Genomic DNA, 25,757 nt, shown 5'->3' with positions numbered 1-25,757 from the left:
AAATGAAAATCAACAAATAAAAATCTAAATTTATTTTACTTTTTTCCATTTGCAAAACATTTTAAATTGCTCAAATTTTTCCAAGTTCCTTGGATTGCTTTTTGAACTCCTGAAAGCTTCCGACAAAAAAGCCCAGAATATGGCAAAAATCGCGGCCAAAAACCCAGTAAAAATGACTATCACGCCGCGTGCCGGCTTTGATTTTTTATCAGGAACAACCGCACTATCCAGCACTTGCAATATTGAACCTTCTTTAGCCTCATCAACCTTGGAAATCTCCAGCTGCTTAGCCAACATTTCAAAAATTGTTTCTTGATACTTCACATCACGCACCCGACGGGTATATTCCAGCGCCAATTCAGGAACTGCACTGGTGGCAACCGAAATATCGCCTTTACCCGTATTCATCCCTGTTTCCAGCTTGCTCAATTGAGCTCGCAATCCGATCAATTCCTGTTGTATCTTTATATACTCTGGATTATTACTTGTAGAAAAGACTCGCATGGCCCCAAGCGCAACTTCCTTCGCTGCGATTTGCGCCTTAAGAGCAGCGGCAGCCTGAATAATCGCCTCAGCCTGTTCGTTCAGTTTGATTAAGCCCGTTTTTTCCTGTACCTGTTTCAACGCGACTTCTGCATCGGCCAATTCCAGTTTAGACTGCTTCAACTGCCGCTCAAAAAACAATCTACGTTGCGATGCTTCAGTCACTGCCAGCAATTTTGTCAGTTTTTGAAGTTCTTCTACATAAGCATTCGCCAAGCTGGCCGCAAGTTTTGGATCTTCATCGGTAACTTCAATAAAAATCAATCCGTCTTTTCCATTTACCATACTACTGGCTCTTTGAAGAGTATTACGTGCTTCGGTTGCAAATTTCACGTCATATACGGACATCAAATTGAAACGTTTAATCAGATTGTCTGCAACAGTCCGACTGTTTAACATGCCTATATAAATATCATTTGGATTTTTCAGAGCCGATGCACCACCAGCCAATCCGCTCAACGCGCCCAGTTGCCCAAGCAAAGCACTTGATCCGGAATTCGACTGTGGCGGCAATATCTGAGTCTTTGCAGTATATTTATTGGAAATAGAAAGCGAAACTCCCACTGCAACCAGCATTGCAAAAAATGTCACCAGCAATATATTTCTTTTGTTTTTTGCCAAAATAATCGCTATATCAAGCAAACCAATTTCGTCGCTTTGCACCTCAGCCTGCGCTTGATTATTCGGAAAATCATTCTTATCAGTCATCATTATTTTTATCCATATTTTCAATTTCCATCTTGCTATTTTATTTTAAACAATATTCAACCAGAATATTTTTCAGAAAAATTCGACATGATTGGAAATTTTTTCAACAAATATAATCAAAGAAAATATTTGTACACTCACCAGATAAATTCTGTCTAGTCTTTAAGCACTTTCAAGCCAGCGGCTCCCAAGCCAAACTGATAGAAAATAGCCGTCCAATCCTTCAGACTCTGCATGAACGTGCTGCGCTCGATCTTCTCCGGCACGACGACCGTATCACCAGGATTCAACGCCGTACCGCCAATGCCGCTGAACCAGCCCGTTCCCTGGCCGCTCTGCGCCGTACCATCGGCACGGATCACGTACATCTCCGACTTATCCGCAGTCGAGGTAACGCCACCGGCTTGCTGCACATAGTCGTTGACCGTGCGCTGTGGGCGATACACAAATGCGTTTTGCTGGAAGACGGAACCGAGCACATCCACGGTACCCGGGCGGCGCGGAATCAGGATCGAATCACCGTCTTGCAGCGGCAAATCAGGCAAATTTTTCACTTGCGTATCGACACCTGGCAGATCAAGAACGATGCGGCCCTCCGCCTTGACGCTGCGCAGTTTTTGCACGATGCGGCGCTGCTGCTCGACTTCGGCCGCAGTCTTCGCTGCATTTTCCTTGTCGCCGGTCGCGGCCATGCGCTGGGTAGCGTTCGATTCCAGGTCGCGCTCAAAGCGGTCCGCCACCTGGTTCAATTTGATTTGCTGGGCGCGGCGCACGGATTCGCGGTTCAGCTGGGTCGCGTACAGGTAGCCGTTTTCATTGGCGCCACCGACACGGGCGATCAGCTCGCGCAAGGTTTCACCTTTTTTCAGCAGGAAAATACCGCTCTGCTTGGCTTCGCCGGCCACGCGCACGTATTCGTTCTGGATTTGTGCCTGCACCGGCACGGCGCCTGGCGCAAACACGCGCAGCACATCGGTTGGTTTCACCTGGATACTCGCCAGCTGGGTGCTGGTGATGGTTTTGTCGGCGATCAGTTCCACCACCGTCTTGTATTGATTGTCGACGTTCTTTTCAACGATCACTTGCTTCGTTTCCGCTGCGGAATCGAAGCCGCCGGCCCAGGTCAATACATCGGCCAGGCTGCCATTGCCTTTCAATTCGAAAATGGCGGGCTGCTTCACATTGCCCGTCAAGGCCACCAGGGGACCGACTTCCGGAATGTAAATCACGTCGCCGTCGCGCAGGGTCACATCGCGGCTCTTGTCGCCTTTGGCCAGCATGTCGTACAAGTCGAAGGTGCTGACGGTCTGTGCGCCACGCTTCAATTGGATGTTGCGCATGCTACCCGTGGCGTCCGGGCCGCCCGAGGTGAACAGGGCATTCAACAGCGTGCTCATGGCGCTCAGGGTATAGGTGCCGGGACGCACGGCGTGGCCGACCACATACACTTGCACGGCGCGTGTTTGCGCGATGCTCGCCGTCAAGTCGAAGTTGGTGTAGATCTTGCTGATTGCCTTCTTCAGATAGCCCTGCAAGTCCTTGTACTGCACGCCGCTGACCTTGACGGAGCCGACGCGGGGAATGAAGATCGCGCCGCTGCGGTCGACCGTGGCGCTGACGTCGATATCAACCATGCCCCAGCCGCGCACCTGCAACTCGTCGCCCGTACCAATGACATAGTCCTGATTCACTTGCGCACCATCGAATGGCGCGAAAGTGGATGGCACGTCGCTGAACAAGTCCTTGCCGAACACGTTCAATTTCTGCCCTGTCACACCTTCTGCATAAGCTTCAAAAGCGCCAACTTCGGCAACGACACGTTTGGCTGGTCGGCTGGACGGCGGGGTCTGTGCCTGGCGCTGTTCGCTGCGGCCACTGCGAATGGCCGGCAAGCCGCCGCCCGTCTCCATCGATTGCATTTTAGGAGTGTCACTCGCTCCAAGGTCTTGTGCAACGGCAGACCCCATTCCCATCAGGCAAACCGAGAAAATCATGTGTTTCACGAAAGGCGGGGGAGTACGAAGTTGCTTTTTCATGCTGGTCTTTGTCTGGATGAATGATGTTGTATGAGTAAAGGGGCGCGATACGCGTTTAATACTTGCCCTGCCAGGTCACGCTGATTTCTTTCGGTCCGGGATTGATCGACAGGCCCGATTTGCTCTGGTCGCGCTGCGCGTGCCACAGCCAGCTGCCCATGGCGTAACCGACGATGCCGCCGGCCACCGTGTCGGAGACCCAGTGCTTGCGGCCAAACACGCGGCCGGCGGAACCCACGGCCGCCACGCTGTACAGCCATGGCGCATCGTATTCCTTGGCAAATGGCGTCACGGCGGCAAAGCCGATGGCGGCATGGGCGGAAGGGAACGAGGAGTTCGAACGGGACGTACCGCTGCCGACGCGGCTCCACGCCCCGAGGTCTTCCTCTGGACGGGCGCGGCCAAACGCATATTTGCCGGCCACCGCCACGCCCGTTGCCGCGACAACGGATTGCAGGGAAATGAGTCCCGTATTTTGCATGCGCTCATCGCCCAGGGCGAATGCGGCGGCGGCAGCACCGACTGCCGCATACGGCATGGCCTTGCCCAGCTTGTCCCAATTGCGGTAGACCTTGGAATCTTCATGTTTCTTGACGAAACGGTCAACCGGTTTGTCAGCCAGCGCGGAGGCGACCACCACGCCGCCGACCACCGCCGTCGCCTTGAACCATTCAGGGACGCTAGGCGTAGCGGATGCGGATTGCTCCAGGCGCGCACGCATGGCGGGCCATGGGCTGACAAACGGCCGGTCCGGCGGATTGACGGCAGGCAAGTGCTGTTCATCGGGGCGCTCGGCAAAATTGCCCAGGCCATCGTAGCTGTGCATGTCGGCGCGCGGACGCTCGAACATGTCGTACAGGTCGCCAGGCGAGGCCACCATCTGCCCCACGTCGCGCGTCCATGGCGCAATGGCGAAGCCGGCCGTCGATTGCGTATCCATCGGCAGCATGCTGTTCAGCGGTACGGACAGGAAGATGCCCCGGTCCTGGTATGGTTTCGATGGCGTGCCCGGGCTGGTGATGTCGTTGCCGTTCGTATGCGTGTACCAGGCACCCACTTCGATGCCGGACTGGAAGCGGCGCTTGAATTCCACGCGCACGCCCGTGTCTTTCGCCAGGAAGCGGCCGGCACGGGCCGTCACGGTAATGTCATGCGGCAAGCGGTAATGCAGGGAGCCGATCGCCGTCACCGTCTTGTAGTCGCGCGAATCGAGCAAGCCCTTGTAGCCGCGTTGTTGCAAGGCATCGACGGCCAGGTCGGCCGCCCAGCGGCTATCCTTTGGCAGGTACAGCACCTGGCCACCGGCACCGCGGAACATGTCTTCATACAGGCCAGCCGACAAACGGGTGTACACGCGCTCGGCGGGATTGTTGTATTTGTTCAGCAAGACGCGGCTCAGCGAAAAACGCCCGCCGCGCAGGTATTCCGCGATGTCCGTGCGTACATGCGGCAAGTTGCTGTTCGATGGCTGCTTGACGCCTGACACCGTTTCCAGCAACTGCAGGCTGGCGGCGCTGTTCAGGTACAGGCCATCACCGAGGCGGCGGTCATAATTGGCCACTGCCGAGATCGAATAGCGGAAGGCGCCGCTCGGATCATTGAAGAAGAAGCCCACCTTGGGGGCGATCTTGAAACGGTTCGCCTCGCGGTCCAGCGATTTGATTTGCACCACGTCGCCATCGACGCCAACGCCGACGGCCAGCTTGCCATCGTCCTTGAGGACGTCGGCGGCCTTGGCGGGCGGAGGAGCGGAAGCGGCTGGCGCACTGGTAGCGGCCGCTAGGTCGGGCGCGGCAGTGGCAGCAGTGACGGCAGGCACTGGCGTCGGTACGGCAACAGCTGAAGCGGCCATGACCGGCGCCGGCTTGTCGAGGAATTCCTGCAGCCAGCCTTGCTGTTCGTCGCGGATGACATCGCTCTTTTCCGGATAGCGCAGCAGCACGACGTCGAGGAAGGCCTTGCGGTCGATCTTGCCCGCCAGGTAATCGTTCAGCTTGGGCAGGTCGAAAAATTCATAGGTGGCAATCGGCTGGTCCAGCTTGGTATACGTGATGCGCAGGGTCGTCACGCCCTGCGGCGTGAAGGCAATGGCCGTGCGCGCGGCACGGCCGACGGCGCGGCCCATGTTCGAGATGCGGCTGTTGGTCAGGCTCAGGCTCAAGACATTGCCTTCCTGCTCGACGCGGATATTCTTGTAGTCCTGCTTCACGAGGGCATTCACCAGGTCGGCGCCATACACCGGATCGCGGTGCCATTCCGCCTTGCTCGGCAGCGGTGGCGGATTCTTGTCGTCGACGAAATACGGCGGTTCATACACCTTCGGGACGAACTCGCGCTCGCCGAACGGAATGCTGATAAACGCGTTCACGCTGAACTGGTCACGGCTGCGGGCCGCTTGCAGGGCCAGCCAGCCCCAGCGGTATTCCAGGCCCACGGACGCGCCCTTGCGGCGCTTGCCGGCATCCGTTTCGCTGGCGCGGAAGTCGCGCAAGTAATTGGTGGTATCGTATTCGGCCACCACCGACCAGCGCGGCAATGCCGCCGGGGTCCAGCGCGCGCCGGCAAACACGCCGTCCGGGCGTTTATGGGCATAGCCCAGGCTTGCTTCGATATTCTTGCTGGCACCAAAAGTCTTGGTGGCAACGACATACTGCCCCTTGAACAGCTCCGTGCCAAACAAGTCCGTCATGCCGACGGCGACTGATGGCATCCACTCCGTTTCCGTCCACAGCCGTAATTTGCCGTCGACGACTTTATCCTTGTAGCGGCCATAGCCGCTGCCATATTCGCCGGGCACATTGCTAAAGCCGGGAATGCCCGTGATCGACACATAGCGCCCCGTCATTTGCAGGAAAGGCAGGATATTCGCCGTCGCCCATAACTGGCCATACGGGCTATCGTAGCTATACCCCACGCTGAAGGTACCGTCCGTTTCCACCACCGCACTGGGCATGTTGATATAGCCCGACTGACCGCCGTGATTCGGCGTCGCCGCCATCGCCGCAGGCGCTCCCAGCACCAGACAGCCACACCAGGTATATTTAATTGATTTTCTGAGTACGCTTAACAAATCCGGCTACCTAAAATTTCCTGCACCTGGAATTCCTGACTATGTATTCAGAAAATCAATGAGCCTGAGGGAACGTGAATGAAACGAAAATAGGCCAACCGATGGGCATTGCTTCATGCCACGCATCAGTTCGCCGCTAAAACCGCGTATTCCCAAGCGGCCGATACGGTATCAACCATGCCTACAGGAATTTATGTCGCAGAATTTTAACATTGTTTTCTTGTAGCAAATGCTTAACTTGTTTCCCTTGCGCCACACCTTCAGGCAATGTGCCAGCACCGCCAGCAGGCTTGCAAAGCGCTGAAACACTTACTTCAAACTGCCAAACACCTTGCCGATAATCTTGCTGCCGTAGCCTAAAGGATTGCTGCGGATGGCTTTTTCTTCCTCGCCGATCATCAGGTACAGGCCATCGAGGGTGCGGTCGGTGACATAGCCCTCCACCGTCGACTGCTGCTGCGGCACCAGTCCCGTCTTGCCGATCTGGCTCATGGTGCTGTTGTATTTGCTGGCCAGGCCGGAGCGGTCCGTGACGGATTTCACGATGGGCAGGAACTTGGCGGCCAGCGGTGCCGAGGTCTTTTGACGGAAAAAGTCCGTCACCGAAGTATCGCCGCCGGACAGGATATTCTTGGCATCGGTGACGCTCATCGATTTCACCGCATCGAGCAGCAAGGGCTTGGCCATGGGCACGGCCGACTCGGCGGCCCGGTTCATCGACACCACCAGATCGTCCAGCTGCTGACCGCGCCCCGTCATTTTCAGCAAGGGCTTGGCCTGCTCCAGGATGCCCGGCAGCTTGATCTTGACCTTGTCATTGTTCAGGAAACCGTTTTCGACGCCCAGCTTGGCCACGGCGGCGGCGGTCCCCGCATCGAGCGCCGCCTTCAAGCCACTGCTGGCTTCCTGGTTGCTGAGGGCGGCGAGCGGATTGGCCGCGCCAGCCATGGGCGAGCACAGCGCCACAGCGCACAAGATGGCGGCACGGCGGCCGGGAAAAGAGTTCAGGCGCATATTCATCCTTTGTTGACAAGCCAGCGACGCATCGGGCGATTCTTGCCCCCCAGCATATCAAACCATGGCGGCACAAACACTTTTTGTCGCGCAAGAAATACACTTGCGCACTAGCGCGGGAGCGCACGATACAACAAATTCTGTTGTATTCGCGCACGGTTGAATGGTGGTGGAAGCGCTGCGGGCAGTCGCCAGCGTCCTGCTTGCCTCTGCAGGAAGCGTTGAGGTGGAGGAAACGCATATCCATATCCACATATATTCGTTCGGCAAAGTTGACACCCTAGCTACGCTCTGGGCCTGTATTCATTTCTTTCAAGGAACGGCTCATGAGCAGTAGCAAGCGACAAATGCGGTTGGGGGCATTTTTGCAAGGTGTCGGGCATCACATTGCCGCCTGGCGCCATCCCGATGTCGATCCCGCCGAAGCCACGCGGCTGGAGCCATTGAAGCACCTGGCCCGCGTGGCCGAGCGGGGCAAGTTCGACGCCATCTTCTTCGCCGATACGGTGGGTTTTCCGGAAGGCCCGCCAGCGCTGCTGGCACGCGCCGCCCTGCCCTATTATTTCGAGCCGCTGACCTTGCTGGCCGCCCTGTCCGGCGCCACCGAGCATATCGGCCTGGTGGCCACCACCTCTGTCACCTATCTGCACCCGTTCCACCTGGCGCGCAAGTTCGCCTCGCTCGACCATATCAGCGGCGGACGCGCCGGCTGGAACCTGGTCACCTCGGGCACGGACTGGGAAGCGAAAAGCTTCGGCCTGTCCGCGCAAGTGCCGCACACGGAGCGCTACCAGCGCGCGCGCGAGTATGTCGATGTCGTCAAGGGCCTGTGGGACAGCCTGGGCGACGATCCCTATCTGTTCGATCAAGCCAGCGGCAATTTCTTCGATCCCGCCAAGCTGAAAGTGCTCGAACACGAAGGAAAATACTTCAAGCTGCGCGGCGCCCTGCAATCGCAGCGCCCCGTGCAGGGCTATCCCGTACTGATACAAGCCGGCTCCAGCGAGGATGGCCAGGAACTGGCGGCCGCCACGGCCGAACTGGTGTTTACGGCACAGCAGACCCTGGCCGGCGCGCAAGCCTTTTACAGCGGCCTGAAAGCCCGCCTGGCCCAGCACGGCCGCGGCAACGACGAGCTGCTGATCCTGCCCGGCGTGATGCCCATCATCGGCGCCACCGAGGAAGAGGCCAAGGCCCGCTACGACCAGTTGCAGGACTTGATCGACCCCGTCATCGGCCTGGGCCTGCTGTCGGGCCTGACGGGCGTCGACCTGAGCAAATATCCGCTCGACGAACCGTTCCCCGAACTGCCACTGGGCGAAGGCTGGCAAAGCCGCGTGCAGCTGTTCATCGACATGGCGAGGAAAGACAATCTGACACTGCGCCAGGTCTACCAGCGCGCCGCTGGCGCACGCGGCCACCGCGTCATCTGGGGCACGCCGTCAAGCATCGCCGACCAGCTGCAGGAATGGTTCGAGAACGGCGCCGCCGACGGTTTCAATATTCTCGCGCCCACCTTCCCGCATGGCCTGGAAGCGTTCGTCGACCTGGTGATTCCGGAACTGCAAAGGCGCGGCCTGTTCCGCACCGAGTACAGCGGCCATACCTTGCGCGAACACCTGGGCCTGGCCCGGCCACTGGGACTGGCGGCATGAGCGCCGCCGCCCTGCCCGCGACGCCGCCAGCGCCGGCATCGCCACCTGCCGCCACGCCAGCCAACGACTATCTGTTCGGCCGTCGCCGCACGGTCCAGACCTTCAGCCTGCTATGCCTGCTGATGGTGTTCGACTTCGCCGACCGCATGATCCTCGCCGCGCTGATCCCTTCCATCAAGGCCGAGTGGCACATCACGGATGCCACGGCCGGCATGCTCAGTTCCATCCTGACCCTGGGCATGGTGTTGTGCGCGTTTCCCGCCTCGATCGCCATCGAGCGCTGGAGCCGGGTCAAGACGGCCAGCATCATGGGCGTCATCTGGAGCCTGGCCTCGGCCGCCGGCGGCCTGGCGGGCAGCGTCACGCAGCTGGCCGCCAGCCGCGCCCTGGTGGGGGCGGGCGAAGCGGGCTACGCGCCGGTTGCCTACACCTGGATCAGCGCCGCCTTTCCCAAGCGCCGGCGCCAGCTGGCCCTGGGCCTGTTCTCGTCCGCGCAGCCGATCGGCATGGCGCTGGGCGTGGCGCTGGGCGGCTATGTCGCCACGCATTACGGCTGGCGCCACGCGCTGGGCATCATGGCCTTGCCCGGCCTGCTGATCGCCGTGTGGCTGTACCGCGGCCACGACTACCAGACCGTCAGCGTGCGCGACACCGCCGCCAAGTCTCCCGGCGAACCGGCCCTGCGCGGGCGCCTGGCCGTCATCGCCGGCACGCCCTCGCTGGTGTTCGCCTACCTGAGCGCCGCCATGGGCACCCTGCAATGGGTGCCGGCCGTGTTCTTCCTGCCCACCTACCTGAATCGCTTCCACGACATCCCGGTGCAGCAGGCCTCCTTCATGACCAGCGGCGTGATGCTGCTGTCGATCATCGGCGTGCCGCTCGGTGGCTGGATCATGGACCACTACAACCGCCGCAACGAACTGGCCAAGCTGCTGTTCCCCATCGCCGCCTCGCTGGCCGCCACCGCCATGCTGGGCAGCGCCTTCGGCATCGTGCATGGCCTGGCATGGCAGTACGGCCTGGTGATCGCCGGCGCCTTTGTCGTTTCGGCGGCCGGCACGGGGCCGCTGGCGATGACGCAGGAACTCGTGCACCCCGCCTTCCGTCCTTTTTCCGCCACCTGCGCCGTCGTCACCCTGCACCTGCTCGGCTCCGTGCCCGGCCCCGTGCTGGCGGGCCTGCTGTCGAACCGCTTTGGCCTCAACGACGCCCTGCTGGTCCTGGCGCTGGCCGGCGGCGCGCTGCAGCTGACGACCTTGCTGCTGGCACTGCGCTACTACCGCCGCGACCTGGGCAAAGTGGCGCAGCACCAGTTGCAGCCCTTGTAAAAAACACCGATCATCACGCTAAGAACAGGCTTAACGATGTCCAAGAAAAACCATCCCCTCACACTGACTTCCCGCGCGCTGCTGATCGCCGCCGTCTTCGGCCCCCTGGGTGCCGCGCGCGCCGATGATGCGCCAGTCGCCAGCGAACCCGCCTTGCACGATGGCGGCGCAGTGCCCAGCATCACCGTCACGGCGCGCCGGCGCCAGGAAAAGGCGCAGGACGTGCCGGCGCCGATTACCGTCGTCAGCGGCGCCCAGCTCGAAGCACAAGGGCTCTACCAGGTGCAGGACTTGCAACAGGCGCTGCCCAACATCACCTCGCAATTCCTGCACGCGCGCCAGTCCAGCGTGGCCGTGCGCGGCATCGGCAACAACACGGCCAACGAAGGCCTGGAAGGCAGTGTCGGCATTTACCTGGACAACGTCTTCCTGGGGCGTCCCGGCCAGGCCGTGTTCGACCTGCTGGACCTGGAACAGGTCGACCTGCTGCGCGGCCCGCAAGGCACCCTGTTCGGCAAGAACACCACGGCCGGCGTGCTCAATATCAGCACGCGCCTGCCGACTTTTGAGAAGGAAGGCCACCTGGAGGTAGCGCTGGGCCAGCGCGGCTACCGCCAGTTCAAGGGGGGATATTCGGGGCCCATCAGCGACACGGTGGCCGTGCGCATCGCCGCCTACGACACGCACGACGATGGCTGGCTGAAGAACCTGCAGGATGATCGCCGCTTCAATGAAATCAACCGCAAGGGCGTGCGCGCACAGGCGCTGATCAAGCCGAACCAGGATTTCAGCCTGCGCCTGATCGCCGAACACAATGAAGAGGACTCCAGCACCGGCACCCTGGTGCCATACGCCTACGGCCCCCTGAACCGGGGCGCGGCCGGCGGCAGCCTGCCCGGCAACGCCACCAACTACGGCCTGTGGCTGCAAGCCAAGGGCGCCACCAAAGTCATTTTCAATCCCTACGACTACAACGTCAGCATCGACGAGCAGCAGCAGGCCAAGGTGCGGCAAAACGCCGTCTCGGCGGAAGCGAACTGGAAGCTCGGCAGCGGCGCCGACAGCTATGCGCTGACGTCGATCACGGCCTGGCGCGACTGGCGCTTCGAACCAAAGAACGACCTCGATTCCAGCGATTTGAAAGCATTGACGGGCGGCTTCAGCACCAGTGAACACCAGTTCTCGCAAGAGCTGCGCCTCGCCTCGCCAACGGGCAAATCCTACGACTATGTGCTGGGCGCCTACCTGTATCACCAGAAGACCGCCAGCTACAACCATTACGACACGGGCCCGCTGGCGTCGGCCGTCTCGGGCGGTGGCTACCCGAACAACAATCTGATGTCGGGCAATGGCGAAGCGCAGACGGACAGCTACGCCGTGTTTGGCCAGGAAACCTGGCACGTCGCGCCCAGGCTGGACTTGAGCGCGGGCCTGCGCCTGAACTCCGAACGCAAGCAGGGCCGCGTGGTGCAAAACGCGCTGGGCAATCCCTCCCCGTACACGGCCTATCCGATCTTCGCTTTCTGGGATTCCGGCACATTGAGCCGCACCGACAGGAACGTGGCCAGCCTGCTCAACGCCAGCTACCGGGTAGAGCGCGACGTGCTGACCTACGCCACTTTCTCACAGGGCGAGAAATCGGGCGGCTACAACGTCAACGGCGTCGCCTCGGTCGGTTCCGCCTTTGGCGTGCAATCGATCATCATCGAGCCGGAAAAGGCGCGCAACCTGGATCTGGGCATCAAGACGGCATGGCTGGACAGCCGCCTCACCGTCAACGCGAATGTCTTCATCACCAAGGTCAAGGATTACCAGGGCGTGACGAACGTGCCGTATGCGCCGCTGGCCAGCTATATCGGCGTGCTGACGAACATCGGCGACCTGACCAGCAAGGGCTTCGAATTCGATGCGCGCGCGCGTTTGTCGCGCCAGCTGGAACTGGCCGTCAATGGCGCCTACACCAGCGCCACCTTCGACAATGGCACGGGGCCGACGCCGTTCGAAACCTTCAATGACCTGGGCAATCCGCTCAATCCCCTGCAAGGCTACGGCAAGGGCAGCCGCGGCATCGCCGGCAACCGCGTCAACGGCGCGCCAAAATGGATACTCAATACCAGCGTGCAGTGGCGCCAGAAACTCGGCGCACGGGTGGAGCAGTACGCCAATGCCAACCTGGCGCTGCGCTCCGACAGCTTTGGCGACATCAATAACTCGCGCTACTCTCGCCTGCCCGGCTATGGCCTGGCCAATGCCAGCGTAGGCTGGCGCGTGGGCCAGGGCGAGGCGCGCTGGGATTTCTCGCTGTGGGCGCGCAACCTGTTCGACAAGCGCTATTTCCTCGGCTTGACGGGCGTGGGCACGAACGCCTATGCGGCGTCGGCGGGCCAGCCGCGCACGCTCGGCGCCAGCGCGCGCTACGACTTTTAGCCGGCGCTACTCGGCCAGCGCTGCCAGGCGTTGACGCACCAGGATCAGCTCAGACTCGCGCATGCGCGCCGCTGTCTGGCGCAGGGATTTTTCCGCGCCGGCCACGCCGGCCGCCACCGCCATCGACAGCCAGACATATGCCTGCTGCAAATCGAGCGGGCCTCCCTGGCCGCTGGCGGCCATCAGGCCCAGGTTGAACTGGGCCCGTGCATGGCCCTGGCGCGCGGCCAGCGCATACCAGTCCCAGGCGGCGGCGTAATCCTGCGGCACGTCCTGGCCATTATCGTGGCGCAGGCCCAGCGCGAACTGCGCCAGGCTGTGGCCTTGCGCGGCGGCGCGGCAATAGCAGGCGCAGGCCTGCTGGCTGTCGGGCGCGGGGCCATCGTCGCGGTCGTGCAAGACGCCCTGCATGTACTGCGCCGGCGCGTAATCCTGCTCGGCGGCGCGGCGGTACCACGCCAGCGCCAGCGCCAGATCCTGCGGCACGCCCTGGCCGTTTTCATGCCGCAGGCCCAGGTCAAACTGCGCCCGCACGTGGCCCTGCTCGGCCGCCTGGCGGTACCAGTACACGGCTTGCTGCGCATCCTCCGGCATGCCCTGGCCATGTTCGCACAACAGTCCCAGCTGGTACTGGGCGGCGGGGAATCCCTGTTCGGCCGCCTGGCGATAAAACGCCTGCGCCTGCGTATAATCGTGTGCGCCATGTTCGTGGTGCAGCCCCAGGTTGTGCTGGGCCGCCGCATGCCCCAGGCCCGCCGCCTTGATGTACCAGTCCAGGGCCGCCTGTTTATCGCACGGCACGCCCCGGCCATTGTCATAAATCAGGCCCAGGTTGAACTGCGAGCTGGCGTGACCCTGCTCGGCCGCGCGCCGGTACCAGATGATCGCCTGCCCGCTGTCCTGTGGCAGCACGTCGCCATTTTCATAACGCAGCGCCAGGTTGAACTGGGCCGGCGCATAACCTTGCTCGGCCGCCTTGCGCAGCCAGGCCGTCGCCTGTTGGCGGTCCTGGCGCACGCCCTGGCCATTGTCATAGCGCAGGCCCAGGTTGAACTGCGCGCGCGCATAGCCTTGCTCGGCCGCCTTGCGGTACCAATTGATGGCTTGCACGAAATCCTGCGGCACGCCCTTGCCATTGTCATACATCATGCCCAGGTTGTTCTGCGCGCCCGCGTCGCCCTGCTCTGCCGCGCGGCTGAACCACAGCATGGCCTGGCCGCTGTCCTGCGCGATGCCCTGGCCCTTGGCATACAGCCAGCCCAGGTTGTACTGCGCCGCCGCGTAGCCCTGCTCGGCCGCCTGCTGGTACCAGTGCGCTGCCTGGCCAAAATCCTGCGCCACGCCCTGGCCCTTCTGGCACATCACGCCCAGGTTGTATTGCGCATGTTCGAGCCCCTGCGCGGCGGCCAGCCCATACCAGTGCAGGGCCAGCGCATAGCTTTGCTCGGCGCCCTGGCCATTGAAGTGCATGAAGCCCAGGCTGTGCTGGGCGTTCGCATTGCCCTTCTCGGCCAGGCCTTTCAGGCGCAGGTAATCGGCAGTGTGATGAGCAGCTGTGCTAAGAGCGGCCGTGTTATGAGCGGCCGTGTGGCGGGGAGGGGCAACGGCCATGGATCAGGCCTCGATGGCCAGCGCTTGCGGCGTGCCGCTGGCGCTGCCGGCGATCAGGCGGTTCTGCTCCTGCAGCACGGCGATGAAGCTGCCCAGCGAAATGGGGCGGTGGTACAGATAGCCCTGCATGGTGGTGCAGCCCTTGTCCTGCAGGTAGCGCGCCTGGCCTTCCGTTTCCACGCCTTCGGCGATCAGGTGCAGGCCCAGCCCGCGCGCGATCGAGATGATGGCCAGGATCACGGGATAGTGTCCCTGCTCGTCGTGGATTTCCTTCACAAACGACTGGTCGATCTTGATGGTGTGGATGGGGAAGCGGTGCAAATACGACAGCGAGGAATAGCCGGTGCCGAAATCGTCGATGGCGACGGACACGCCCAGCTGGCACAGCTTGTTCAACTGCTCGATCGCATACTGCGGATTGCGGATGCAGATGTTTTCCGTGATCTCCACCTCGATCTTTTCCGGCGCGATGCCATAGCGCGTCAGCGCGCCGCGCATCTTCTCGAAGAAGTCGCCCCGGTCCAGGTATTGCGGCGACAGATTCAGCGACAGGCGCACGGCTTCGCCGCCGGCCGCGTTCCACTGCAGCAGGTCGCGGCACAGGGCGCCCAGCATCCAGTCCGAGATCGGCAGCATCAAGCCGTTTTCCTCGGCGAACGGCAGGAATTCGCCGGCCGTCAGCAAGCCCCGCTGCGGATGGTTCCAGCGCATCAGGCCTTCGGCGCCGACGATGCGGCCCGTCGTCACATCCACCTGCGGCTGGTAATACATTTCCAGCTGGTTCAGCTCCAGCGCCTTGCGCAGGCTCTGCTCGAGCGCGATCTTCTGGTGCGACACGTCGAGCATGGACTCGTGATAAAAACTGTGGCCATTCTTGCCCAGCGCCTTGACCTGGTACATGGCGATGTCGGCATGGCGCAGCAATTCATCGATGGTCTCGCCGTCGCCCGGATAGATGGCGATGCCGATCGAGGCCGAAATATGCACCTGGTTGCCATCGAGGTCGAACGGCTGGTGCAGGCATTCGAGGAACTTGTCGGCGATCAGGCGCGCATCCTGGCGGTCGCGCAGTTCCGGCAGCACGATGGTGAATTCATCGCCGCCCTGGCGCGCCAGCGTATCGCCGCGGCGCAGGCAATCCTTCAGGCGCAGCGCCACCTGCTGCAGCAGCTCGTCGCCCTTCACATGGCCCAAGGTATCGTTGACCAGCTTGAAGCGGTCCAGGTCGATGAACATCACGGCCAGTTCCGTCAGCTTGCGGCGCGCCTGGATCACGGCCAGGCCCAGACGGTCCTTGAACAGCATGCGGTTCGGCAGGTCCGTCAGGATGTCGTGGTAGGCCTGGTAGGAGATGACCTCCTCGGCGCGCTTGCGGTCGGTGATGTCGCGCGCCACGCCATACGTGCCGAAGTATTCCTGTTTCCGCGCCTCGTGGTCGAGGCTATGCATGCCGATCGAGTTGAGCGGGATCGTCATCAGGGTATTGCTGAAAGTCCGGTCGCTGCCGCTGCCGCTATGGCACTTCAGGCGCAGTTCCACATTGCGCGAGGCGCGCTCGTCGATGCGGCGCTCGTTGAAGGCATAGCGCGCGCGCTCCTGGTCTTCATCGTGCACGAGGATCGAGTAATGGCTGCCGATCAGCTCCTCGCGGCTAAAACCCAGCAGCTGGTGCACGCGGTCGTTGATGAAGGTGATGCGGCCTTCGTGGTTCAGGGTATAGATGATGTCGGGCGAGCTGTCGACCAGGTAGCGATACATCTTTTCCGAGTTTTCCAGCTGCAGCGCGATGCGTTCGTTCTCCAGCGCCAGCTTGCGCTTTTGCAGCGCGTTCTCCACCGTCTTGAGCAATTCCTCGCGGCTGTACGGCTTGCGCAGGTAATCGTAGGCGCCGCGCTTCAGGGCGCCGATGGCCGCCTCGATGCCGACATCGCCACTCATGACGATCACGTCGCCTTCGATGCCGCGCCGGTTGATGTGGTCCATGATTTCATGGCCGCTCATGTCGGGCAGGCGCAAATCGAGCAGAATCAGGTCGAAGCGCAGTTTCGACAATTGCGCCAGCGCCTCGCTGCCGCAGGTGGCCGTGTACAGCTGGTAGCCGCGGTCCTTCAGCAGTTCGTGCAGGGAGGCGAGCAGCCGGGGTTCATCGTCGACCAGCAGGATGCGCGGACTGTTTTCCAGGTCGAACGGAGTAGCGGAGGAATTCATGGACGTTACGAAGATAAAGCGGTAGTGCCGGGCGCGGGCAGCGCGCCGGATGCGGCGGCAGCGCTCTGCGGCTGCGGGATCGGCAGCAGGATTTCAAACGACGTGCCGGCCTTGCTGCTACGGCAGCCGATCACGCCATGCAGGCGCGTGACCAGCTCATGGACGATGGACAGGCCCAGGCCGTGATGCGCGCCTTCCTTGCTGCTGCGCACAGGCGAGAACAGCTTGGCCAGCACCTCGGGAGACAAGCCGGCGCCATTGTCGCTGACGCACAGTTCCAGGTACAGGCGCCGGTCGCGGTTGACGTGGCCACGGTTCGTCACTTCGATGCGCCCGCCGTCAGGCAAGGCTTCGACGGCGTTCTTCAGCAGGTTGAGCAGGATCTGCTTGAGCGTGTCGGCATCGGCCTCCACCTCGCTGGGTGCATCATGCATGCGCGTCACCACCTCGACCGTCGCCGGCAGGAACTGCGTGGCGCGGAACAGCCGCAGCACGTCGTCCACCACGCGCGCGCTATCGGTGACGCCGCCCGCCGCCACCGGCTGCAGGTCGGCCAGGCCATTGATCAACTGGCCGACCCTGTCGATCTCCTCGTTCAGGATGGCCATCTCGCCCGCCACCGGCTCCTGTTTCTCCAGCTTGTGATCGAGCACGCTCAGGTAGTTCTTGATGATGGAGAGCGGGTTATTCACTTCATGCACCACGCGGCGCGACGCTTCGCGGTATTCCTCGGCAACGTGATCGAGCTGGCGCCGCGCCGCGCCGCGCGCGCTGATCGCCGTTTCCAGCGCGCTGGCGGCCTGGTTGCCGAAGGCGCGCAAGAATCCTTCGCGCTTCTGGCAGGCGGGAATCTGCCATGCCGCCACGCCGCCGATCAACAGGCCCAGGCTGCGCTGGCCCGCCACCAGTGGCAGGCATACCAGGCTGTCGGTGCCGAGGATGCGGAACAGCTGTTCCTCGACGATGCCCAGCGCCGGCATGTCGCGCTTCAAAAAGGCCGGCTGGCATTCCAGCGCCGACGCGGCCAGCGGCCCGCCCCTGGCCAGCGGAATGGAAAAGCCGGCCAGGCGCTGCTGCTGCTCGCCCGCCGCCACGCCGACCAGCGCGTGGCCGGTGGGGTTTTGCAGCAGGATGACGGTGGTCTCGAAATCGAAGAGGATGCGCGCCGAGCGCGTGATGGCTTCCAGCAGATGGGTCTCGCCCTGCTGGCGGGCGAAGGTCTGCCCCACTTCCGAGACCAGCACCATGTTGCGCACTTCGTCGGACAGGCGCTGCTGCACCGGATCGACGGGCGGTGGCATGAACGCGGGCGGCACGGCGATATCGTCGGCGCCGGCCAGGTCGATGCCCAGATGCTGCGCGGCCTGCTCCACCTGGCGCGCGACGCTGCCGATCAGTGTCTCCAGCACTTCCTCGTCCAGCGCGCACAGGCGCGCCGCCTGCGTGATGGACTCCGCATCGTCGGCGTGGCAACACAGCAGATGCGCCAGGCGCACGATGCGGATCAGGGGATGGCTCGCTTCCAGGCGCGCCAGCGGTTCGTGGTGATACAGCACGCTGTCGGCCAGGAAGGAATCGAGATGCCAGCGTTCGATCAGCCAGGCGCCCGCCTCGGCATGCGTGATCTGCAAGGTGCGCTGTTCCACCGCGCACAGGGCGGCATCGTCGCGGGCCGTGAAATTGAAGGCATATTCCTTCGGCGCCGTGGCCAGCAAGGCCAGGCGGCCCACGTTGTGCAGCAAGCCCGCCAGATACGCTTCCTCGGCATGCGGATAAGCCATGGCCTTGGCCAGCGCGCGCGCCATGACGGCGGCCGACAGCGAACTTTTCCAGAAGGCGCGCAAGTCGGTGCTGCCGGAATGGGGAAAGCTGTTAAAGGTCTGGAACACGGATTCGCTGATGACCAGGGTCTTGATCATGTCCGTGCCCAGCGAAACGAGCGACTGTTCCAGGCTGACGACCTTGCCCTGGCGGTGGTAGGCGGAACTGTTGGCCACGCCGAGGATCTTGCTGGTCATGCCCGCATCCTTGGCGATCAGGGCGGCCAGTTCCGGCATGCCGGCATCGTCGGCCTGCAGGTGGGCGATCAGCTTGAGGAGGATCTGCGGCATGGCCGGCAGGCGGGCAATCAGCAGGCGATTGCGAATATCTTGATCAGATTGATGCATCGTATCAGGCATTGCCGGTTTGAAAAGGAAGAGCGCTCAGCTGCGAAGCGCGGCCACGTTCAGAGGAATCCTCCACTCCTGTAACCAAAAAATAGACTGCCTGAGAGGATGCCGGGAAAAAGTCATCTTATCATAAGCGCCGGATATTACTTGCAATATAGAAAATTAAGTTGAAATAAATCCAGCGTTCTGCAGTGGAAACTTATCGCTTCAGGGGCCCCAGCAAACGGTGGCGGAAGCGCCGTGAAATCAGCCACAGGGCCAGCGCCAGCCCCGTAAACGCCAGCTGGCCCGACGCCAGCCACAGCACCGAACCGGACAGCAGCGGCGAGATCACACCCGCCACCACGGCGCCCAGCAAGGTGCTGGCAAACGACTGGCACGAGGCCACCGTGCCGCGGATGTGCGGGAACAGGTCCAGCGCCAGCAGGGTCGCGCCCGGCCCCACCAGCGACATGCCGAAGGTGTAAAAGAACAGCGGCAGCACCGACCAGGGCAAGGACGGCGGCAGGAACAAATGGAACACCACGTTGACGCTGGCGGCGCACAGCAGGAAGGTAAAGCCGATGCCGATCTGGCGCGCGAACGTGACCTTGCCGGCGATGCGGTTGGCCGCCGCGGCGCCGAGGAAAATGCCGCTCACGCAGGGGATGAACAGCCAGCCGAACTGCGATGGCCCCAGGCCCAGCTGCTTGGGCAGCATTTCCGGCGCGGCCGTGATGAACAGGAACAGGCCGGCGAAGTTGAGCGCGACGATGCCGGCCTTGATGTGGAACAGGGGCGAGCGCAGGATCTGGCCATAGCTCGACGCCAGGAAGCGGGGATTGAAGGGCTGGCGCTTTTCCAACGGCAGGGTTTCGGGCAGGCGCCAGTAGCAGAACGCCAGCAGCACCAGCGTGTAAAACGCCAGGAACAGGAAGATCGAGCGCCAGTCGAACCAGATGACGATCCAGCCGCCCAGGATGGGCGCCACGGCGGGGGCGATGGAAAAGATCATCGTCACCAGCGACAGCAAGCGCGCCGCCGCCGCATCCGAGTACAGGTCGCGGATGATGGCGCGGCTGATCACCACGCCGGCGCCGGCCGAGACGCCCTGCATAATGCGGAAGAACCACAGGTAATGCACCGTGTGCGCCGAGGCGCAGCCCAGCGAGCCGATGGAAAACATCAACAGGGAAACGAGGATCACGTTGCGCCGGCCGAAGGTATCCGAAATCGCGCCATGCCACAGCACCATGCCGGCAAAAGCCAGCATGTAGAACGTCAGGGACTGCTGCACTTCCAGCGGCGAGGCTTGCAGCGAACCCTGGATCGCGCCGAACGCGGGCAGATAGGTGTCGATCGACAGGGGCCCCAGCATCGACAGGCCGGCCAGCATCATCGCCAGTGCGCCGCGGCTCAATGGCGCCATGTGGCTGGGAGTCGGCGGCGGTACGGGCGTGACCGGATCTGGCGGCACATCGGCCGGAGGGGTGGGAAACATGGCGGGTCCAAAGTGGCGCGCGGACCTGTATTGGTCCGCGCGCGTGATACAGCATTTTTTAGCGCTTAAAACATTTGAGAAAACCATAGCGAGCGGCCGCCAATTGTGGCCGAGAAGCGCAACCGTACGAAAGTACGGTGAGCATCGCAAGCCGCAAGTGGCAACGCGCAGTAGGTTTAATCAAATGTTTTTTGGTTTGGCTTCTTCGCGGCGGTTGTAGCCGGCGACCATATCAAAGCGGAACAAACGGCATTCCAGCGCGCCGTTGAAGAAAGGCGTCTTGCGCGCTTCTTTCAAACGCAGCAGTTTGGGCAGGCCCAGGTCGGCCGTAAACAGGAACACGGTCCAGCCGGCGAAGCGCTGCTTCAGGGTCGTGCCCATGGCCGAATAGAAGGAGGTCGACAATTCATCTTCCGGGATGGTGCTGTCGCCGCGCACGCCGATACGCTCGCCGTACGGCGGGTTGGTCAGCATGATGCCGGGCACGTCGCTTGGCGGCTTGACTTCCTGCGCCTCGATCTGTTTCAGCGGCACGTCGAAGCGCACGCCCGCACAGCGCAGGTTATGGCGCGTCATGGCCACCATGTCGCCCGAGATGTCGCTGCCGAAGATGGTCGGTTCCGCCGGCAAAGGATTGGCCTTGATGGCGTTTTTCATGGCATTCCACGGCGCCGGGTCGAAGTCGTGGAAGTTTTCAAACGCAAACTGGCGCGAGGCGCCCGGCGGAATCCCCTGCAGCATCTGCGCCGCTTCGGCAAGGATGGTGCCGGAACCGCACATCGGGTCGAACAGCACCATGCCCGGCTTCCAGCCCGACACGCGCAGCAGGCCGGCGGCCAGGTTTTCGCGCAGCGGCGCGTCGCCCGTCTCTTCGCGCCAGCCGCGCTTGAACAGCGCTTCGCCCGAGGTATCGAGGTAGACGGTAAACGTGTGCGCGTCGAGGAAGCCGACGATGCGCATGTCCGGCGTCTTGGTGTTGACCGATGGGCGCTCGTTGAACTGGTCGCGGAAGCGGTCGCAGATCGCATCCTTGATTTTCAAGGTGGTGAATTCCAGGCTGCGCAGCGGCGACTTGACGGCCGTGACGTCCACGCGGATGGTGTGATGCACGCCGAACCAGTCTTCCCATGGCTGCGCCAGGGTCAGGTCATAGATATCGTTTTCCGTCTTGTAGCCGGAATGGGCCATGCGCATCAGCACGCGCGAGGCGATGCGCGAATGCAGGTTGATGCGGTAGGAATCGAGCAGGTCGCCCGAGCAGTGCACGCCGCCCGGTACCTGGTTGTGGACCTTCATGGTCGCACTATCCTGGGCGATCTCGCCCAGTTCCTCGGCCAGCGCCGCTTCCATGCCGCGTGGGCATGGGCAAAAATATGAAGCCATGGTGGTGTACTCTTTATCCGTTGGAAAACAAACTAAAATCTGGGGTCAGACCCGGCGGGTCTGATCCCGGTGCTAATTACTTTACTGATAACGCCCGCTCGACAAAATCGAGGCGGTCCTGGCCCCAGTAGCCTTCGCCATCGACGATGTACCACGGCGAACCGAAGACGGACGCGGCAGTGGCCGCTTCCGTGTTGGCGTCGTATTCGGCCTGCACGCTGGCCGTCTCCGACGTTTTCAGCAGCTGGCGGCCCTCGAAACCGGCATCGAGCGCGATCTGCACCAGGGTTTCCTCGTCGCCGATATTGCGCTCTTCCGCCCACAGGCCGCGCATGATGGCGTGCGCCAGGTTCAGGGAGGCCTCCACGCCATGCGCCAGGCGCGTGGCGATGATCAGCTTGGCCGCCGCTTCCGGCGAGACAGGGAAGAACTTCGGCTGCAGGTTCAAAGGCACCTGCAAAAAGGCCGACCAGCGCGCCAGTTCCGCCAGCCGGTACGCCTGGCGCTGCGGCGCGCGCTTGGCCAGCGGCAGGCCGCCCGACACGCTGAAGACCTTGCCCAGGTCAAACGGCCGCACGTCGATCTGCGCGCCCGTCTTCGCGGCGATGGCCATCAGGCGCGCGTGGCCCAGGTAGGTCCATGGCGAATGGGGCGCAAAGAAATACTGCACGACTTTATTCTGTTGAGCACTCATCTCGTCTCCTTAGAAAGGCTTGACCACGACCAGCACGACGACGGCCAGCAGCATCACCACCGGCACCTCGTTAAACCAGCGGAACCAGGTGTGGCTGCGCTTGTTCAAGCCTTTTTCGAACTTGCGCAGGATGGCGCCGCAGGCGTGGTGGTAGCCGAGCAGCAGCACCACGAAGGTCAGCTTGGCGTGCATCCAGCCCGGCATCTTGACGCGGCCCTCGCCGCCACCGTACAGCATCCACATCAACGCCAGGCCCAGCACCATCGCCGGCAGCGCCAGCAGGGACATGAAGCGGTACAGCTTGCGCGCCATCAGCAACAGGCGTTCCGTGGCCACCGTTTCCGTCTCCATCGCCAGGTTCACGAAAATGCGCGGCAAATAAAACAGGCCGGCGAACCAGGATATGACGAAGATGATGTGGAAGGCTTTAGTCCAGAGAAAGAGCATGGGGTTCCCAGTGTCAGAGGTAGCGAAGAAGGAGAGCGCGGGATGCCTCGCGGGCCGCCCGCCGTGGAATTACTTGCGCACTTCACCGTGGCCAAAGACCACGTATTTGAGCGAGGTCAGGCCTTCCAGGCCCACGGGGCCGCGCGCATGCAGCTTGTCGTTCGAGATGCCGATTTCGGCGCCCAGGCCATATTCGAAACCGTCGGCGAAGCGCGTCGAGGCGTTCACCATCACGGAGGCGGAATCGACTTCGCGCAGGAAGCGCAGCGCATCGCTGTAGTCTTCCGTGATGATGGACTCCGTGTGCTTGGACGAATACCGGTTGATGTGGTCCATCGCTTCGTCGATGCCGTTGACGACCTTCACCGACAAAATCGCCGCCAAATACTCGGTGGACCAGTCTTCCTCGGTGGCGGGTACCAGGTGCGGGTAGGCAGCGGCGGCCAGGATGGCGTAACTTTCCGCATCGGCGCGCAATTCCACCTGCTTGGTGAGGTACAGTTCGGCCAGCTGCGGCAGCACGACAGGCGCGATGGCACGCGACACCAGCAGGGTCTCCATGGTGTTGCAGGTGCCGTAGCGGTGGCACTTGGCATTGAAGCCGATGTCCAGCGCCTTCCTGATATCGGCCTTGGCGTCGATGTAGACGTGGCAGATGCCGTCGAGGTGCTTGATCATCGGCACGGTGGCCTCGGCCATCAGGCGCGCGATCAGTCCCTTGCCGCCGCGCGGCACGATGACGTCGACATACTGCGGCATGGTGATGAGGGCGCCGACGGCGGCGCGGTCGGTGGTGTCGATCACCTGGACCGCGTCGGCCGGCAGGCCTGCCCCCAGCAACCCTTCCTGCACCAGCTTGGCCAGCGCGCGGTTGCAATGGATGGCTTCAGAGCCGCCGCGCAGAATCGTCGCGTTGCCACTCTTGATGCACAGGCCGGCCGCGTCGACCGTCACATTCGGGCGCGCTTCATAGATGATGCCGATGACGCCCAGCGGCACGCGCATCTGCCCCACCTGGATGCCCGTCGGACGGAACTTCATGTTCGATATCTCGCCGATCGGATCGGCCAGCGCGACGATTTGCGTCAGGCCTTCGACCATGGTGGCGATGGCAGCGTCGGACAGGGTCAGTCGGTCGAGCATGGCCGGCGCCAGGCCGGCGGCGGCCGCCGCGTCCAGGTCGCGCTGGTTGGCCGCGCGCAGCAGGTCCGCGTCGCGCACGATGGCGGCGGCGATCAGGGTCAGGGCGCGGTTGCGCGTGGCGCTGTCGGCACGCGCCATGGCGCGCGAAGCGGTGCGCGCACGCGTGCCCACGTCCTGCATATATTCAGTGATATCCATGCTCGTATCCATAAAAGTTAACCCCTGGCGATCTTCAGGCCCAGCTGCAGCATGGCATCCCAGGCATCGCCCGCGTAGCCCTTGGCACGCAAGCCCTTGATCATCTTGTCCACCTGCGCCGCCTGCTGCAGCGCCGCTTCCAGCACCGGCAGCGAAATACGCCGCAGTGCCGGTTCCATCATGCGCTCGCGCGGCCCCCAGATGCGGTATTCCTTCAGCAGCGCGCCCAGCGGACGGCCTTGCGCCATGCCGGCCTTCAATTTTAACAGCGTGCGGATTTCCTCGGAGACGGCCCACAACACCAGTGGCAGCGCCTCGCCCTCGCCTTTCAAGCCTTCGAGCATGCGCACCAGGCGCGCCGGGTCGCCGGCCAGCATGGCTTCGGACAATTTGAAGACATCGTAGCGGGCCACGTTCAGCACCGCATCCTGCACTTGTTCATACGTCAGCTTGCCCGCTGCATGCAGCAAGCCGAGTTTCTGGATTTCCTGGTGCGCCGCCAGCAGATTGCCTTCCACGCGCTCGGCGATGAAGTCGATGCTGGCGCGCTCGGCGCTCTGGCCCTGCGCCGCCAGGCGCTGGCTGATCCACGCGGGCAGCTGCGCCCGTTCCACGTTGGGAATCTCGATATACACGGCCGCCTGCTGCAGGCTGGCGACCCAGGCCGCCTTCTGCGTGGCCCAGTCCAGCTTGGGCAGGGTGATCAGGGTCAGGTTGTCGGGACTGAGATTTTTCGCATAGCTTTGCAGCGCCGCGCCGCCATCCTTGCCCGGCTTGCCGGTGGGGATGCGCAGCTCGATCAGTTTTTTATCGCCGAACAGCGACAGCTCCTGGTTCGCCGCCAGCAGTTCGCCCCACTTGAAGCTGCGCTCCACCGTCAGCACGTCGCGCTCGGAATACCCTTGCGCGCGCGCCGCGCGGCGGATCTTGTCGGCCGCCTCCAGCGCCAGCAGGTGTTCGTCGCTGGTGATCACATACAGCTGCGCCAGCGGCTTGGCCACATGCCCATCGAGCGCGTCTATCCGCAATTGCATGGCGTCCCCGTTACTGCCGCGGGGCCGGGACGACCGGTGTCACAGGCGCCACTGGCGCCACCGACATGGCCGGCAGCACCGGCTTGATGGCTGCCAGGCGGCGCATGATCTGCTGCACCAGGTCATTGCGCATGTCGCGGTACAGCTGCGCCTCTTCCGTTTCCTTGGCCAGCACCTGTGATTCGTTGAACGTGATCGGACGATTCAGGCTGATGGTCGTCGGCGCCAGCAACTGGTTGCCGGCCTTGTCCAGTACGCGGAAATTGATCGAATACCCGAGCTGGTACTCGCTCACGCGGCCATTGCTGTTCAACGACAGAATGGTCTTGGTGCGGTTCCTCTCCGGATCGCTGAGCACATCGAGGATGGCGTCGGCGCCATCCTTGGTGTCCACCACTTCCGTGCTGCCGATGGCGCGGATATAGCGCTTCAAGTCAATCGCCAGCGGCGACGTCTCGGGCAAGCCGATATACATCGTCGCGAACGGCAGCATGAAACTGCCGTTCGAACCGCGCAAATGAAAGCCGCAGGCCGACAGCAGGACGGTCAAGCCCAGCGCCAGCACGGCGCGGCGGCCCAACAGCGATACGGAAGAGGAAGTCGTCAT

The 25,757-nt window shown here is 62.3% G+C and carries 17 protein-coding genes; 3 read left to right on the top strand and 14 right to left on the bottom strand.

Features of this window, described 5'->3' with window-relative positions; genetic code table 11:
- Positions 1 to 30: 30 nt before the first annotated feature.
- The 4 genes from BM193_RS25425 to BM193_RS25410 all read right to left on the bottom strand — a co-directional run bounded on the left by BM193_RS25425 (position 31) and on the right by BM193_RS25410 (position 7,371).
- A complete protein-coding gene (locus BM193_RS25425; RefSeq protein ID WP_092802736.1) occupies positions 31 to 1,254 on the bottom strand; it encodes a GumC family protein in 1,224 nt (407 codons plus the stop codon).
- Between the two features lie 152 nt (positions 1,255 to 1,406).
- Entirely contained in the window at positions 1,407 to 3,026 is a 1,620-nt protein-coding gene (locus tag BM193_RS25420; protein WP_175533419.1) for an SLBB domain-containing protein, read from the bottom strand.
- A gap of 316 nt (positions 3,027 to 3,342) precedes the next feature.
- A complete protein-coding gene (locus BM193_RS25415; RefSeq protein WP_092802742.1) occupies positions 3,343 to 6,285 on the bottom strand; it encodes a YjbH domain-containing protein in 2,943 nt (980 codons plus the stop codon).
- 381 nt (positions 6,286 to 6,666) lie between these two features.
- Entirely contained in the window at positions 6,667 to 7,371 is a 705-nt protein-coding gene (locus BM193_RS25410; RefSeq protein ID WP_092802746.1) for a DUF4197 domain-containing protein, read from the bottom strand.
- Positions 7,372 to 7,697: 326 nt separating this feature from the next.
- On the opposite strand from BM193_RS25410, the gene BM193_RS25405 reads away from it, so the two are divergent.
- From BM193_RS25405 to BM193_RS25395, 3 genes are read left to right on the top strand one after another with little or no spacing between them, the layout of a single operon-like run.
- Positions 7,698 to 9,026 (top strand): LLM class flavin-dependent oxidoreductase, encoded by a 1,329-nt coding sequence (locus tag BM193_RS25405; protein WP_092802749.1) that lies wholly within the window; start codon positions 7,698 to 7,700, stop codon positions 9,024 to 9,026.
- Positions 9,023 to 10,354 carry an MFS transporter gene (locus tag BM193_RS25400; protein ID WP_092802752.1) on the top strand — a complete coding sequence of 444 codons (1,332 nt, stop codon included), beginning with the start codon at positions 9,023 to 9,025 and terminating at the stop codon, positions 10,352 to 10,354. The genes BM193_RS25405 and BM193_RS25400 overlap by 4 nt, the downstream gene beginning before the upstream one ends.
- Positions 10,355 to 10,390: 36 nt before the next feature.
- Positions 10,391 to 12,781 carry a TonB-dependent receptor gene (locus BM193_RS25395; protein ID WP_092802755.1) on the top strand — a complete coding sequence of 797 codons (2,391 nt, stop codon included), beginning with the start codon at positions 10,391 to 10,393 and terminating at the stop codon, positions 12,779 to 12,781.
- Positions 12,782 to 12,787: 6 nt separating this feature from the next.
- On the opposite strand, the gene BM193_RS25390 is transcribed toward BM193_RS25395, so the two are convergent.
- The 10 genes from BM193_RS25390 to lptE form a co-directional block, all read right to left on the bottom strand.
- A complete protein-coding gene (locus tag BM193_RS25390; RefSeq protein ID WP_092802758.1) occupies positions 12,788 to 14,392 on the bottom strand; it encodes an SEL1-like repeat protein in 1,605 nt (534 codons plus the stop codon).
- A gap of 3 nt (positions 14,393 to 14,395) precedes the next feature.
- Positions 14,396 to 16,600, bottom strand: coding sequence for an EAL domain-containing response regulator (locus tag BM193_RS25385; RefSeq protein WP_092802761.1), 2,205 nt, complete (start codon positions 16,598 to 16,600; stop codon positions 14,396 to 14,398).
- Between the two features lie 5 nt (positions 16,601 to 16,605).
- Positions 16,606 to 18,768 carry an HDOD domain-containing protein gene (locus BM193_RS25380; protein WP_175533418.1) on the bottom strand — a complete coding sequence of 721 codons (2,163 nt, stop codon included), beginning with the start codon at positions 18,766 to 18,768 and terminating at the stop codon, positions 16,606 to 16,608.
- Between the two features lie 202 nt (positions 18,769 to 18,970).
- Positions 18,971 to 20,251: a multidrug effflux MFS transporter gene (locus BM193_RS25375; RefSeq protein WP_217638525.1), complete on the bottom strand. Its 1,281-nt coding sequence runs from the start codon at positions 20,249 to 20,251 to the stop codon at positions 18,971 to 18,973.
- 180 nt (positions 20,252 to 20,431) lie between these two features.
- Positions 20,432 to 21,601 carry a THUMP domain-containing class I SAM-dependent RNA methyltransferase gene (locus tag BM193_RS25370; protein WP_092802769.1) on the bottom strand — a complete coding sequence of 390 codons (1,170 nt, stop codon included), beginning with the start codon at positions 21,599 to 21,601 and terminating at the stop codon, positions 20,432 to 20,434.
- 109 nt (positions 21,602 to 21,710) lie between these two features.
- Positions 21,711 to 22,328 (bottom strand): 2-hydroxychromene-2-carboxylate isomerase, encoded by a 618-nt coding sequence (locus BM193_RS25365; protein WP_092802772.1) that lies wholly within the window; start codon positions 22,326 to 22,328, stop codon positions 21,711 to 21,713.
- Between the two features lie 9 nt (positions 22,329 to 22,337).
- The gene (locus BM193_RS25360; RefSeq protein WP_092802775.1) at positions 22,338 to 22,775 is read right to left on the bottom strand and encodes a CopD family protein; all 438 of its coding nucleotides are present in this window, start codon (positions 22,773 to 22,775) and stop codon (positions 22,338 to 22,340) included.
- Between the two features lie 69 nt (positions 22,776 to 22,844).
- Complete coding sequence (locus BM193_RS25355; protein ID WP_092802778.1) at positions 22,845 to 24,116, bottom strand: glutamate-5-semialdehyde dehydrogenase; 1,272 nt, start codon at positions 24,114 to 24,116, stop codon at positions 22,845 to 22,847.
- Between the two features lie 17 nt (positions 24,117 to 24,133).
- Entirely contained in the window at positions 24,134 to 25,150 is a 1,017-nt protein-coding gene (gene holA / locus BM193_RS25350) for a DNA polymerase III subunit delta (protein WP_092802781.1), read from the bottom strand.
- A gap of 10 nt (positions 25,151 to 25,160) precedes the next feature.
- A complete protein-coding gene (lptE, locus tag BM193_RS25345; protein WP_092802784.1) occupies positions 25,161 to 25,757 on the bottom strand; it encodes an LPS-assembly lipoprotein LptE in 597 nt (198 codons plus the stop codon).

It is taken from the genome of Janthinobacterium sp. 344, from assembly GCF_900112025.1.
Lineage (GTDB): Bacteria > Pseudomonadota > Gammaproteobacteria > Burkholderiales > Burkholderiaceae_D > Janthinobacterium.
Note: the sequence above shows the minus strand (reverse complement) of the source record. Positions and strands in the feature narration are given on the sequence as shown.

Excerpts from the sequence above, each read along its gene's own strand:
- BM193_RS25405 (WP_092802749.1), top strand. The coding sequence starts at position 7,698 with ATGAGCAGTAGCAAGCGACAAATGCGGTTGGGGGCATTTTTGCAAGGT.
- BM193_RS25390 (WP_092802758.1), bottom strand. The coding sequence starts at position 14,392 with ATGGCCGTTGCCCCTCCCCGCCACACGGCCGCTCATAACACGGCCGCT.
- BM193_RS25395 (WP_092802755.1), top strand. The coding sequence starts at position 10,391 with ATGTCCAAGAAAAACCATCCCCTCACACTGACTTCCCGCGCGCTGCTG.
- lptE (WP_092802784.1), bottom strand. The coding sequence starts at position 25,757 with ATGACGACTTCCTCTTCCGTATCGCTGTTGGGCCGCCGCGCCGTGCTG.
- BM193_RS25365 (WP_092802772.1), bottom strand. The coding sequence starts at position 22,328 with ATGAGTGCTCAACAGAATAAAGTCGTGCAGTATTTCTTTGCGCCCCAT.
- BM193_RS25385 (WP_092802761.1), bottom strand. The coding sequence starts at position 16,600 with ATGAATTCCTCCGCTACTCCGTTCGACCTGGAAAACAGTCCGCGCATC.
- BM193_RS25355 (WP_092802778.1), bottom strand. The coding sequence starts at position 24,116 with ATGGATATCACTGAATATATGCAGGACGTGGGCACGCGTGCGCGCACC.
- BM193_RS25380 (WP_175533418.1), bottom strand. The coding sequence starts at position 18,768 with ATGCATCAATCTGATCAAGATATTCGCAATCGCCTGCTGATTGCCCGC.
- BM193_RS25415 (WP_092802742.1), bottom strand. The coding sequence starts at position 6,285 with ATGGCGGCGACGCCGAATCACGGCGGTCAGTCGGGCTATATCAACATG.
- BM193_RS25370 (WP_092802769.1), bottom strand. The coding sequence starts at position 21,601 with ATGGAAGCGGCGCTGGCCGAGGAACTGGGCGAGATCGCCCAGGATAGT.
- BM193_RS25400 (WP_092802752.1), top strand. The coding sequence starts at position 9,023 with ATGAGCGCCGCCGCCCTGCCCGCGACGCCGCCAGCGCCGGCATCGCCA.
- holA (WP_092802781.1), bottom strand. The coding sequence starts at position 25,150 with ATGCAATTGCGGATAGACGCGCTCGATGGGCATGTGGCCAAGCCGCTG.
- BM193_RS25425 (WP_092802736.1), bottom strand. The coding sequence starts at position 1,254 with ATGATGACTGATAAGAATGATTTTCCGAATAATCAAGCGCAGGCTGAG.
- BM193_RS25375 (WP_217638525.1), bottom strand. The coding sequence starts at position 20,251 with ATGTTTCCCACCCCTCCGGCCGATGTGCCGCCAGATCCGGTCACGCCC.
- BM193_RS25410 (WP_092802746.1), bottom strand. The coding sequence starts at position 7,371 with ATGCGCCTGAACTCTTTTCCCGGCCGCCGTGCCGCCATCTTGTGCGCT.
- BM193_RS25360 (WP_092802775.1), bottom strand. The coding sequence starts at position 22,775 with ATGCTCTTTCTCTGGACTAAAGCCTTCCACATCATCTTCGTCATATCC.